Source organism: Algoriphagus yeomjeoni (genome assembly GCF_049821175.1).
GTDB classification, from domain to species: Bacteria; Bacteroidota; Bacteroidia; order Cytophagales; family Cyclobacteriaceae; genus Algoriphagus; species Algoriphagus yeomjeoni_A.
The window spans coordinates 4,755,030-4,767,722 of record NZ_CP187512.1 but is presented as its reverse complement, the minus strand read 5'-3'; the positions used below and the strand labels follow the sequence as shown (position 1 = coordinate 4,767,722).

At 40.3% G+C, this 12,693-nt stretch carries 9 protein-coding genes; 7 read left to right on the top strand and 2 right to left on the bottom strand.

Features of this window, described 5'->3' with window-relative positions; translation table 11 throughout:
- Positions 1-29: 29 nt before the first annotated feature.
- From ACPUEN_RS19755 to ACPUEN_RS19730, 6 genes are all read left to right on the top strand, one after another.
- A complete protein-coding gene (locus ACPUEN_RS19755) occupies positions 30-944 on the top strand; it encodes a FecR family protein (RefSeq protein WP_425637643.1) in 915 nt (304 codons plus the stop codon).
- A gap of 202 nt (positions 945-1,146) precedes the next feature.
- Positions 1,147-4,626: a SusC/RagA family TonB-linked outer membrane protein gene (locus ACPUEN_RS19750; RefSeq protein ID WP_425637642.1), complete on the top strand. Its 3,480-nt coding sequence runs from the start codon at positions 1,147-1,149 to the stop codon at positions 4,624-4,626.
- A 29-nt stretch (positions 4,627-4,655) separates the two neighbouring features.
- Positions 4,656-6,116 carry a SusD/RagB family nutrient-binding outer membrane lipoprotein gene (locus tag ACPUEN_RS19745; protein WP_425637641.1) on the top strand — a complete coding sequence of 487 codons (1,461 nt, stop codon included), beginning with the start codon at positions 4,656-4,658 and terminating at the stop codon, positions 6,114-6,116.
- Positions 6,117-6,151: 35 nt separating this feature from the next.
- A complete protein-coding gene (locus tag ACPUEN_RS19740; RefSeq protein WP_425637640.1) occupies positions 6,152-6,595 on the top strand; it encodes a hypothetical protein in 444 nt (147 codons plus the stop codon).
- A 48-nt stretch (positions 6,596-6,643) separates the two neighbouring features.
- Positions 6,644-7,813, top strand: coding sequence for a pyridoxal phosphate-dependent aminotransferase (locus ACPUEN_RS19735; protein WP_425637639.1), 1,170 nt, complete (start codon positions 6,644-6,646; stop codon positions 7,811-7,813).
- A gap of 15 nt (positions 7,814-7,828) precedes the next feature.
- Positions 7,829-8,965, top strand: coding sequence for an AEC family transporter (locus tag ACPUEN_RS19730; protein WP_425637638.1), 1,137 nt, complete (start codon positions 7,829-7,831; stop codon positions 8,963-8,965).
- 107 nt (positions 8,966-9,072) lie between these two features.
- On the opposite strand, the gene ACPUEN_RS19725 is transcribed toward ACPUEN_RS19730, so the two are convergent.
- The gene (locus ACPUEN_RS19725) at positions 9,073-10,059 is read right to left on the bottom strand and encodes an alpha-E domain-containing protein (protein ID WP_111612911.1); all 987 of its coding nucleotides are present in this window, start codon (positions 10,057-10,059) and stop codon (positions 9,073-9,075) included.
- Between the two features lie 15 nt (positions 10,060-10,074).
- Positions 10,075-11,499, bottom strand: a complete 1,425-nt coding sequence (locus tag ACPUEN_RS19720; protein WP_425637637.1) for a circularly permuted type 2 ATP-grasp protein — start codon at positions 11,497-11,499, stop codon at positions 10,075-10,077.
- Between the two features lie 262 nt (positions 11,500-11,761).
- On the opposite strand from ACPUEN_RS19720, the gene ACPUEN_RS19715 reads away from it, so the two are divergent.
- Positions 11,762-12,667 (top strand): YitT family protein, encoded by a 906-nt coding sequence (locus tag ACPUEN_RS19715; RefSeq protein WP_111612913.1) that lies wholly within the window; start codon positions 11,762-11,764, stop codon positions 12,665-12,667.
- Positions 12,668-12,693: the final 26 nt, after the last annotated feature.

The following is a 12,693-nucleotide window of genomic DNA, read 5'->3' as shown; positions in this document are numbered from 1 at the left end:
GTTGACTTATATAGTATAAGACAAAAGTGATGACAGAAGAAAGTTCCAATTTATTTCAAGAAGAACACTTTGAGGAAGGAGATATTCACGAATCAAACTACCTAGACCAACTAGATGAAGAGGAGTTAAAGGTCTTGAGAAAAAAAATCTTAGTAGGAATAAAGGCAGGGATTAAAAGAAATGAGGAAAAAGCTAAAAGACAAGCAAGAACAATTTACTACTCGAAGGTTGCAGCATCATTTCTACTACTTATTGCCACAAGCTTTGGATTATGGCATTCAGTAAAACAAGAACTGGTACTTTATAAAACAGGGTCAAACGAGACTTTGAAAATCAACCTACCTGATGGCTCTACCGCTTTGCTAAATTCCAATTCTTCCTTAGCCTATAGCTACAATAGGATAAATGGTTTTGAAAGAAAAGTGGATTTAACCGGAGAGGCATATTTTGATATTGCAAAAAATGACGACATCAAAAGGTTTGTGATCAATGAAGGAGAAGTAATGGAAGTGGAGGTCTACGGTACTGAATTTAATTTTAAAAGCCAGCACCCAGTACACAAACTGACCCTAATAGAAGGAAGTGTAAAATTGGGGTATCAGGGAGAAAAAGGTGAGACAAATCGAATGGTAGTGCCAGGAGAGACAATAAAACTGAACTTAGAAAAGAATCATATTGAAACCAAAAAAGTCCCTGATCCACTAAGGCTTCTCGCTTGGCAGGATCGCAAGCTTCGCATGCAAAATGAAAATCTGGAAGATATCCTGGGAGTGGTGACAGAATTATATGATTTGGAACTAATAGATCAAAAAATACCACCAACCAACCAACTTATTTCAGGAAGCTTACCGCTAACCGATAATCCCAATGAAGTGATCAATAATATCGAAGTACTTTTCAATACAAAGATCAACCTTGACAAAAATTTAATCAGAATACAATAGAATACCGCTTGCCTTTCGGCCGGATCGTAAGCGAACCATTTACAATAGAAATTTCAGTTCGAGCAAACAGCTTTGGATAATCCTGAAGCTGGAAAATTACACTAGTGATACCTAGGTTTTAACCAAACCCAGGTAATTGAATGATTAGCAATTAGCCCAAAATAAACGCGAGTAATCATTCTAACCACTAACCTATTAATCTATGCTCATCAAATTTACCCGTTATCTATTGGTTGCCGGGGTAACAGGAGTGCTGGCACTCCCAATCTCTGCAAAAGGCCAAAATCTCACACAATTTGCCAAAGGTCCAACTTCTAATGTGAAGTCGGTAAACAAAAATCTAGAATCAACTCTAAAAGAACTTGAGGATCTTTATGCTATTTCCATAGCCTACCCTTCTTCTTTAGTAGATCCTGAAACAAAAATTCCTGCTGCTATTAACTCCAAACTAACTGCAGAGGAAAACTTGAAACGTATTCTGAAAGGTAGTCAGATCAATTACAGAAAAGGTGCAGGAGACTTTTATATGCTGGAACCTTCTCATACCACAGCACCCACAACACCAACAGAACCTGCAAACAATTTTAGCTACCAAATAGCCACCAGGACTGTTGAGAATATAGAAAGAACCATTGAAGGTATTGTACTAGATGATGATCAAGTCCCAATTCCAGGAGCTAGTATTCTCATTAAAGGAACAATGAACGGCACTGTCACTGATATTGACGGGAAATTCTCACTCACTCTTAATGACGAAACTGAGAACCCCATTCTTATGGTCTCCTTCATTGGATTCACCACGCAGGAAATAACAGTGGGATCTACATCAACTTTCACCATCGAATTGGCATCTTCTGATTTGGCTCTCAATGAGGTAGTAGTGACAGCTTTTGGACTTGAAAGAGATAAAAAAGCCTTAGGCTATTCTACTCAAAGTGTAGATGGAAATGCCCTGACTGAATCACGCCCTTCTAACGTTGCGAATAGCCTCTCTGGCAGAGTCGCCGGTGTACAAGTAACAGGCAATTCTATGCCAGGTAGTGGCGCTCATGTAGTCATTAGGGGTTCATCTTCTGTAGCTGGCAATAACCAACCACTAGTGGTAGTGGATGGAGTACCGCTAGAGCAAACTTCCAGCAGACAATACGGGAACGGGCTTTCTGAAATCAGCCCTGACAACATCAAGGAAATGACTATCCTAAAAGGCGCCACAGCTGCCGCATTGTATGGCTCACGTGCTGCAAACGGAGTCATCATGGTAACCACTAAAAATGGATCAGGGACCAAGGGAATCGGCATTGAGTTCAATAGCAATATGACAATGGACAATCCATTAGTTAAACCAAATTTCCAGAATACGTATGGCGGAGGTTCTGGCTATAGAACTTGGTATGTAGATGGAAGAAACGGTTTTGATGCCGATGGGATTAGAGGTACCGCCGGCGTAGATGAAAGCTGGGGAGCACCGATGGATGGTAGGTTAGTTCCTCTTTGGTATTCGGCTCCCGAGCGTGTGCCATTGCTTCCACAACCAAACAACTGGGACGACTTTTGGGAGACCGGGCAAAGCGTAACCAATACCATAGCACTATCAGGTGGGAATGAACAAGGCAGCTTTCGGCTTGCCATAGGTAGACTGGATCAGACAAGTATAATGGCTGACAATGACTACTATAGAAACAACTTCAAGCTGAACACTTCATACAAGTTTGTCCCTAACCTTCAAATGAGTGTAAATGCAGAATACATAAAATCAGGGTCAGACAATAGAGGTTTTACAGGTAGCCAAGACTTTATCTGGGCTCACAGACATACTGATTACACCAAGCTGAAAAATTGGGAAGATTACTATGAAATCCAAAGACAAACCTTCCGACCAGGAGATAATTATCCATACGCAAACTGGCAGCACGAATACTTTTCAAATCCCTTTTTCAACCAGAAGTATCTACCAAATTCCAACGAGAAGGACCGTTTAGTTGGTAGCATCGCGCTTAATTATGATATCAATGAGAACTTCAGCATCATGGCAAGATCAGGAACTGATTACTGGTCTGATACACGCATAAATATCAACAGTGCAGAAAGCTTCAAAAACAATGTCAAAAGGTTTGGTTCTTACACTGAAGCAGTTCTGAACAGTCAGGAAACCAATAGTGATGTAATCTTGACTTTCGACAAGGATTTGTCTCCAAGGCTTTCCTTAAAAATCCAAGCTGGAGCAAATAATAGAGTAAATAACTACAAAAGCACTTCGGTGAATGTAGGACAGCTGACAATAGATGGGCTTTACAACTTAGGTAACTACGCAAGCCCTGTTACCCCTTCAAGTACCATCAGAAAACAAGTAGTGAATAGTGTATTCGGGTCTGCACAATTCGGATACAACAATTACCTCTTCTTAGATGTAACAGGAAGAAATGACTGGTCTAGTACCTTACCTACTAGCAACAATTCATTCTTCTATCCATCTGTAGCATTGAGTGCTGTTCTAACTGACATTTTCAATGTTCAGTCTGACTTTCTATCCTTTGCTAAAATAAGAGGGAGTATAGCACAAGTTGGTAACGACGCAGATCCCTATTTGCTAAATCAAGTTTATTCTTCAGAAGGTCTTTGGGCAGGTACTACCCCTACCTATGCTGAATCCAATGAAATAGCCAATAGAACCCTAAAACCTGAAATTACTACCGGTAAAGAGGTAGGCTTAGATTTGAGGTTTTTTGAAGGACGAGCTGGTATTGATTTCACTTACTACCACCAGTCGACTGTCAACCAAATCTTGGCAGTTTCTATCTCCACAGCTTCAGGTTATTCCAGCCAAATTCTTAATGCTGGTGAGATCACAAACCAAGGGATTGAACTCACAATTAACGCCACTCCTATAAGTACTGCATCTGGATTTAGCTGGTACACGGCTTTCAATTTTGCAAGAAATAGGAATAAGGTGGTTGAACTAGCCGAAGGTTTGGAGAACTACATTTTAGGTACCCAAAACTCATTAACATCTGAAGCTAGAGTAGGCCAACCATATGGCTCTCTCTATGGAAGGCGGTATTTGAGAAGTCCTGAAGGAGAATTAATCTTCAATAATGGCCTTCCAGTTTTAGAAGAGGGAACACACATCCTTGGAAATATTCAACCAGACTGGATTGGCGGTTGGTCCAACTCATTAGCATATAAAGGCATTGAGTTAAACACGCTAATTGACATGAAAATGGGCGGAGATATATTCGACGTAGGTACTGGTCTCGCTAGAAAAACTGGGCAATATGCCGAGACGGCTATTGGTAGAGAAGAAGGTGTTATAGGCCAGGGTGTAAAGAATATAGGAACTTCAGAAGAACCTGTTTATGTACCAAATGATGTCATAGCAAGCACGGGAACATTCTGGAATTCTCAGAATCCGAGAACGTACCATGAATCAGGAATTTTTGACGGCACTTATGTAAAGCTTAGAGAAGTGTCTGTGGGGTATGTTTTTCCAAAAAACTTCCTTGGAAACAAGTTCATTCAAACGATGAAACTCTCATTTGTGGGAAGAAACTTAGCCATTCTTCACAAGAACCATCCTCATATGGATCCTGAAGTAGATGGCAAAGGCGGCAACGGCCAAGGGTTCTCTTATGGAGAAATGCCTTCTACCCGCAATTTGGGATTCAATCTTCACGTGACATTCTGATCTAATTTTCTACCTATTAAGAACTTATCATGAACAGACTATATAAATCAACCATCGCCATACTTCTTCTCACTTTTGGTACGCTTACATCCTGCACCAAAGATTTTGAAGAAACCAACACGGATCCAAACAATCCAGTTTCTATATCTCCTTCCCTACTCCTGCCAAATGCGATACAAGTAGTAGTTGACAGATACTGGGGACACAGTACCAGATACCAGCGCCTGAATATAGATGCCGCTATGTGCTGGATCCAACATCTATCCAGAAATATCTATATCAATGCTGAAGGAGACAGCTATGAAATACCGCTTACTATTTCCTCAGGCACTTGGAATAGTATTTACAATGAATCGCTGATCAATTTCGAACGGGTTAAATCTTTAACAACAGCTGGAGCTGAATATGAAAACTCCAACTACTTAGGGATAGCAATGACCATGCAATCTTTCTCCTTTGCATACCTCTCTGATGTATTCGGCCCTATACCTTACTCTGAATCTCTCCAAGGAACAGCAGAAGAAGCTATTAACTCTCCCGCTTACGATTCCATGGAGGAAGTTTACGCTGGTATTTTAGCTGATTTAATGGAGGCGAACGACCTTCTTTCTACATCGGGGCCAGCGGTAGTTGGGGATATATTGTTTAACGGGGATATCATGAGGTGGAAGCGCTTCACGAATTCTCTTGCCTTGAGAATAGCAAACCGCCAAGCAGCTAAAAAACCTGCAGAATCTAGTGCTATCATGACGCAGATTCTTTCTGACCCTGTAAAATACCCTATCATCGAGAGTAATGCTCAGGCAGCTGAACTAGTGCATTACGATGTAATTGGGAGCAGAAACAAAATGTTTGATGTATTCTCAACTCGATCAGATTGGAATATTAGCACAACGCTCATAAACAAGCTACTTGAACTAGACGACGAAAGAATCACAGTTTATGCGCAGCCATTAGAAGATGGTTCCTATGCTGGATTGCCAAATGGTCTCACAGATGCCGCAGCTGGCACCTTCAACGCATCTCGAATTGGACTTAAATATTTGGACCCTACGGCTCCTAGTGTACTAATGACCTATGCTGAAGTGGAATTCATCAAAGCTGAAGCTGCATTGGATGGAGATATAGATGGGGATGCTGCTGCATATCTTGAAAGCGCGATCAAAGCATCATTCCATCAGCAAGGCTTGACCATGCCAAGTGATTATATGAGCAGAATAGGCGGGGTAACTAAAGAGAGTATCATGACTCAAAAATGGATTGCTCTGTTTGGACAAGGTGTTGAAGCATGGAATGAATATCGTCGGACAGGCTATCCAATGATGTCCGCCCCACATCCTAGCTCAGTGTTTTCCAATGAAGGTGTGCTCCCTACGAGACTTGAGTATCCTACTTCGGAATATTCTTTAAACAAGGCTAATCTCGATGAAGGTGTAAGCAAACTAGGCGGATCTGACAATATGAGAACTCCACTTTGGTGGGTAGAATAATCAAATTATCCTCTAATCATTCAACTCAATTTTATATGAAAAAGTCATTCAATATATACCTAGTAGTGGCAGCTTTCGCCACTCTTGCTTTCACTCAATCTTGCGTCGAAGCGGAAGATTTGGTCACACCGAATGTAGCATCCCCAGTGTTGGTTCTACTGAACGGAACCTCTTTTAGCGCTTCCTCCTCAGTGACAGTTGGGTCCAAATTTCTTGAACTAGACAAAACCAACATTCTAGATCATACTAAGGGTATTGACTCTATCCCGGTGCCTAATCTGAACATTGCTGTTTTTATCAACAACACAAATGAAGTGGCAAAACTAGTAACTGACTCAGATGGAAGCGCCGCTTTGGTCATTTCTTGGGCTGACTTAGGCTTAGCTGACGCAAAGCCAGGAAATCAAGTCAGATTAGAATTCGCAGGCACCTATAAAAATGTCCCTTTTAGAAAATACCATACAGTAAGAGTCAATTAGCACTATCTATAAAATCAAAAAATCTATACACAACCTTATTTAATCGTTATGAACAATTCTATCAACAGAAGAACTTGGATCAAATCCAGCCTAATGGCAATGGGAACAATGGCTGTCGCTCCAGCTTTTGCTCTACCAAAAAATAAAGCATTGGCCGCATATCAGCCAGATTCTATTCTAAATGAGCACATTCCAATGTTTAATTACAATGAAGCACGGATAGTTGCCAAACTAAATGCCAATGAAAACCCTTATGGCCCTTCGCCTAAAGTAATTAAAGCCATCTCTGACTCTATTGCCTTAGGCAATAGATATGGTCATGGAGAAGCAAAAGTTCTTATCGATATGATCGCCGAAAAGGAAGGAGTGACCCCAGATCACATCATGCTATCTCCAGGTTCATCAGATATATTGGAAAAAGTTGCATTCGTACAGTTCATGAATGGCGGGAATGTCGTGTCGGCGGATCCATCCTACATGTCACTGATGAATACAGCGCAAAAACTCGGCGCCACCTGGAAGCCTTCACTATTGACAGGTGACTATCAGCATGACTTAGAGGCAATGGCAAAGTCTGTGGATTCGGAGACTAATTTGGTTTATATCTGTAATCCAAATAACCCAACCGGCTCCATCACAGACGCCACGAAACTCAAAGCATTCTGCTCAACTGTCTCTGAAAAAACACCTGTTTTCGTAGATGAAGCATACTTGGAGTTCCTTGACAAACCAGAAGAAAGCAGCATGGTAGGGTTAGTAGCCGAAGGAAAGGATGTAATCATAGCCAGAACTTTCTCCAAAGTTCACGGAATGGCTGGACTCAGAATCGGCTACATGGTTGCACTTCCAGAGCGAATCGAAAGCATTACTTCTAAAGTAAGAAGCACTATGGGTTTATGTGTCACTTCGCTCAATGGAGCCATTGCAAGTATGAAAGATCCAAGTTTCATCACGAGCTGTAGAAACATGAACACCGATTGTAGAGAATATACCAAAGGTGAAATCGCTTCACTAGGATACGACATCATCCCATCACACACAAGCTTCATGATCTTCCCTATTCGCATGGAAGGACAAGCTTTCATGAAAGGCATGTATGATAGTGGAGTTGGTATTCGCGTATTCAATATCGACGACAAACCATGGTGTAGAGTAAGCATGGGCACAAAAGAGGAAATGGAAATTTTCGTGGACGCTTTCAAAAAAGTGACAGCCTAGTAAGTAGAGAATCGTATGAGTATTGCACTTCAGAAGACTCTATCGCTGATTCTGTTGATAGTTATTGGGATATTTCTCCAGAAAAAACTACAAAATGAGGATCAGAAAAAGGGGTTAAAAACCATAATTCTAAACATAGCCTTACCGGCAATGATTTTTGTGGCTTTGTTGAAAATCGAAATCAATCCGGATTTACTTATTCTACCGGTATTGGCTTTGATCTTTAACATAGTAATGATCATCATTACCAAGTTCTCGCTTCCATTCTTTGGTATCAAAGCAGATAGTCCGGCAATGCGAACACTGATGCTGCTTCTCCCTTCTCTTGCTCCAGGATTAACATGTTTCCCGTTTATTGTAGAATACCTGGGAGATGATGTACTGGCTTGGGCCGCGCTGGCTGATATCGGCAACAAACTATTTGTATTAGTTCTAGCCTATTTATTAGCTATGTCTTGGTATTACAAAAACCAAAAGATAAAAGCTAAATCGAATGGCCAAAAAGTCAAAGAGTTGCTCTTGGCAATGGTAAGTGAACCAATCAACCTGGTAATTTTGGTAGCTATTGGTTTACTGAGCTTTGGATTACATATGGAAAGCATGCCAGCATTCCTGAGTTCATCCATCCTGATGATGAAGGATATGATGACTCCATTAGTTCTCATTTTCATTGGAATTGCAGTGGTTTTCAAATGGGATCAGCTTCGCATGATTGCATCTATTCTCACTTTCAGAGCAGGGTTCACTTTCTTACTAAGCGGATTATTCATCTGGCTTGTACCTATGCCTTCCGAGGCAGCGGTCTTACTGGCTGTAGTATTTCCTCAGAGTGCAGTGAGTTTTTGGCCTTTTGCACATATGTCTGCTGTCCGAAAGCTTGAATATGAAAATGACGCTCAAAAGGAAAACCCAACATTTGATCTTGACTTGGGAATCAACGTTTTAGCAGTATCAATGCCGTTTAGCACCTTGTTGATTCTAGGTGTTTTTACATCTGGCAGCTATTTCACTGCTCCACTTCATATCCTTTCCATTGGCGGGTTGCTTGTCGGGGCTGCATTAATTCCAAAAGCAATTCAGTTAATTAAAAATGCTGATTTCAGCTTTGATAATTTGAGAGAAAAAGTACTAAAAGACAGTTCAGTTGAATAATACGATTTAGGTTAATTGAATAACCGATAGGTCTAGTAACCAAAAATGCCCAAGCAATTTGTTTGGGCATTTTTTATACTTATCGAAAAAGCTTTTATCAGAACCTATCAACTCTGTGTCTGGGTTTGGTTTTGATGAGTATGATTATCTCTGATCCTGAAGAAATTGGCATCCACATTATTGGAAATAGCATTGATTTTCAATTGAAGGTTATCAAGATATTCATGTAGGCCAAACCCTATAATCTCTCCTACTTCTGCAAACTCTAGCTTCGAACGCAATTCACCGATTGCCTTCTCGGATGAATTCATATATCCCCCACCTAGATTTCCGGAAATATTGTGAAGGCATTTCTCGGCTTCTTTAATACAATAGTAAATTGATCTTGGAAAATATTTATTCAGCACTAAAAATTCTACAACGTTTGCTGATTCTATATTTCCATATAATCTTCTGTAGGTATTGAAGGCTGTCACTGATTTGAGCAAAGCCATCCAATGAAGAAAATCAAGCGGCGTCCCGACTTGCTGGTCTGATGGAAGAAGAATATGATATTTAACATCCAATATTCTGGAAGTTTTATCTGCACGTTCGAGGTATTGACCCAGCTGTCTGAAATACCAACCTTCTACCCTAGCCACACTGCTGTCGGCTATGCCATAGATCAACAAAATCTGATTTTTCACCTTTTCGAAAAATGGTCTTGGATCTTCTTTTTTCCACACCTTTTTCTCTAAGCCATCTTGCATCATATAGTAGAGCTCATTGGCTTTCTCCCAAGTTTCCTTATTTAGATTTTCTCGAATTATTCTCGCATTCTCTCTGGCATTTTTGATGGTAGAGAGCATGGAGTTTGGGTTTTCAGCGTCAAAGCCCAAGAAGAATAAGACCTCATTTCTCTCATAGCCTTTACATTTCTTCTCATAAAGATCCAAGTCACCAGTCGCCGCGATTAAAGGATGCCACTGCTCCTTTAGATCTATAGGCAGATCTTGCATCAAATTGAAATTAACATCTATAAATCGCGCATAGTTCTCTGCCCGCTCCAGGTATCTTCCCAGCCAATAAATACTATTTGCTACTCTACTTAGCATATGCTTTCTGTTTATTTAATATAAAACCCATGTATCCTTACTTCCTCCACCTTGGGAGCTATTCACTACCAATGATCCTTTCTTTAGTGCTACACGGGTTAGCGCGCCAGGAATCACCTCTATTTCTTGACCATATAAAATATAAGGTCTCAAATCCACATGCCGCCCACTGATGCCCTCATCAGTCAAAGTTGGGACAGTTGACAGTGATAAGGTAGGCTGAGCAATGTAATTGGTTGGGTTATTCTTCACCAACTCCCTGAATTTGGTATGTTCCTCGGGCGTAGCTTTTGGACCAATCAACATCCCGTAGCCACCTGCAGCATTGGTTTCTTTCACCACCAAGTCTTCAATATGATCAAGTACGTACTGTCTGTCTTCCTTCTCTCTACATAGATAGGTTGGTACATTATTCAATATAGGCTCTTCATCAAGGTAGTATTTGATGATTTTTGGCACATACGCATAAACCGCCTTATCGTCTGCTACACCTGTCCCAGGAGCATTTGCTAAGGCTATATTTCCAGCTTTGTATGCTTCGAATAATCCAGGAACTCCTAACATTGATTTTGGATTGAAGGTCTCTGGATCCAAAAACGTATCGTCAATTCTTCGATACAGGACATCTATCTGCTGCAAGCCTTTGGTAGTCTGCATATAGACCCTTTTGTTTTCAACAATCAAATCCTCGCCATTTACTAATTCTACCCCCATTTGCAAGGCCAGGTAAGAATGCTCGTAGTAAGCCGAATTATATATTCCTGGTGTCAGAACTCCTACTACAGGTTTTGGCTTATCTGACAGGTTTTGAAGCATCTTCAAAAGTTTCGTAGGATAATTGGAAACCGGCATCACTCCTTTCTGATTGAATATATCAGGATACACACGTTTTATTATCTCACGGCTTTCCAACATATAAGAAACCCCGGATGGGCATCTTAGGTTATCTTCTAAAATATAGTATTCTCCATCCTTTGCCTTCACCAAGTCAGTACCGGTAATATGGCACCAAATACCTTTTGGAGGAGTAAGACCAATGCAAGGCTCCAGATAATCCTTACTTTTCAGAATAAGCTCTGATGGCACTATTCCATCGTTAAGGATTTTGCGCTCATTGTAGATGTCCTGCAAAAACATGTTAAGTGCTTGAGTTCTTTGCTTCAAACCAGCTTCTAACTTTTGCCATTCTGAATTAGGAATAATCCTCGGAATAATATCCAAATGGAGGATTTTCTCCATTCCTTGATTATCGTGATAGACGTTAAAAGTCATCCCCATGGATCGCTGCGTTTGGTTTGCAGAATGTTGGAGATGATTCATTTTTCTAGAGCTCGTCTTTTTCAGATGACTATAAAATTCATCATAATGATCTCTAATCTTCCCGTCTTCAGAGATCATTTCATCGTAATGCTCTCCTGCGTTATATCCGTCAGTCTTCATAAGTTTATCTAAAATAAAACAAGCCTCAAAAAGATAGATTAAAAAGCCTAATTGTCAAAAAAAATAATAAAATAGGTGCGTATTTTTATCAAATTCCATATTATCGACAAGGATAATCAATAATACAGCTCAATAATTACCAATTCCTTAATTAGATCAACATTAAACCCACCTCACTTTCCTCTCTTAAGGTAAGTATTAATTTTTGGGATGGGAAAATTTATAAAGACAACAGTTGATTAAAAAACTCTAATTTCGAACCATGGTTAAGCGACTTTTAAAAATACAGGACAACTCTCTTGTGAAACGTATTACGGTTTGGAGACAAGTCAAAGATGGACTATTCATCGCTATAGGGGTAGTGATGGCAAGTATTGGCTTGAAAGGATTTTTACTTCCCAATGGTTTCTTCGACGGCGGAGCAATGGGTATGTCTTTACTTTTGGAAATGCTCACTCCAGTAAACCTCTCAGCTTTAATCATTTTAGTCAATTTGCCATTTATCTTATTGGGAGCAAAGCAGGTATCTGTTCCATTCGCAATTAAGAGTACGTTGGCAATTTTTGGTTTGGCTCTACTCGTACATTTTATTGAAGTCCCAGCCATCACTGCAGATAAATTATTGATAGCCGTATTTGGAGGTTTTTTCTTGGGAAGTGGAATAGGTTTCGCCATCAGAGGAGGGGCTGTAATCGATGGAACGGAAGTTCTGGCTATCTCCGTAAGTAGAAAATCTAGCTTAACTGTTGGTGATTTTATTACCGTATTCAACGTATGCCTATTTATAATAGCAGCGATTTTCGTGGATTTGGAAACAGCCATGTATTCCATGCTGACTTATTTTTCTGCTTCCAAAACAGTTGACTTTATCATCAATGGAGTGGAAGAATACCTAGGGGTAATGATCATGTCTTCGCACAATGAAGCCATCAAACAAATGATTTCCTTTGATTTAGGACGTGGAGTCACTGTCTTAAAATCAGATGGAGGCTATGGCGACAAAGCCAACCAACTTCCAGACAGGAAAGTATTATTCTGCGTAATCACCCGACTGGAAGTCACCAAAATGCTGGTGGAAATCGAAAAAATTGACGCTAAAGCATTTGTGATTCAATACCCTATCAAGGATACAAAGGGTGGGATGATAAAGAAGAGACCGCTTCACTAAACATTAGTAGCTAGACTCAGGTATCA

Coding starts and splice junctions, on each gene's coding strand:
- ACPUEN_RS19755 (WP_425637643.1), top strand. CDS start 30: ATGACAGAAGAAAGTTCCAATTTATTTCAAGAAGAACACTTTGAGGAA.
- ACPUEN_RS19750 (WP_425637642.1), top strand. CDS start 1,147: ATGCTCATCAAATTTACCCGTTATCTATTGGTTGCCGGGGTAACAGGA.
- ACPUEN_RS19745 (WP_425637641.1), top strand. CDS start 4,656: ATGAACAGACTATATAAATCAACCATCGCCATACTTCTTCTCACTTTT.
- ACPUEN_RS19740 (WP_425637640.1), top strand. CDS start 6,152: ATGAAAAAGTCATTCAATATATACCTAGTAGTGGCAGCTTTCGCCACT.
- ACPUEN_RS19735 (WP_425637639.1), top strand. CDS start 6,644: ATGAACAATTCTATCAACAGAAGAACTTGGATCAAATCCAGCCTAATG.
- ACPUEN_RS19730 (WP_425637638.1), top strand. CDS start 7,829: ATGAGTATTGCACTTCAGAAGACTCTATCGCTGATTCTGTTGATAGTT.
- ACPUEN_RS19725 (WP_111612911.1), bottom strand. CDS start 10,059: ATGCTAAGTAGAGTAGCAAATAGTATTTATTGGCTGGGAAGATACCTG.
- ACPUEN_RS19720 (WP_425637637.1), bottom strand. CDS start 11,499: ATGAAGACTGACGGATATAACGCAGGAGAGCATTACGATGAAATGATC.
- ACPUEN_RS19715 (WP_111612913.1), top strand. CDS start 11,762: ATGGTTAAGCGACTTTTAAAAATACAGGACAACTCTCTTGTGAAACGT.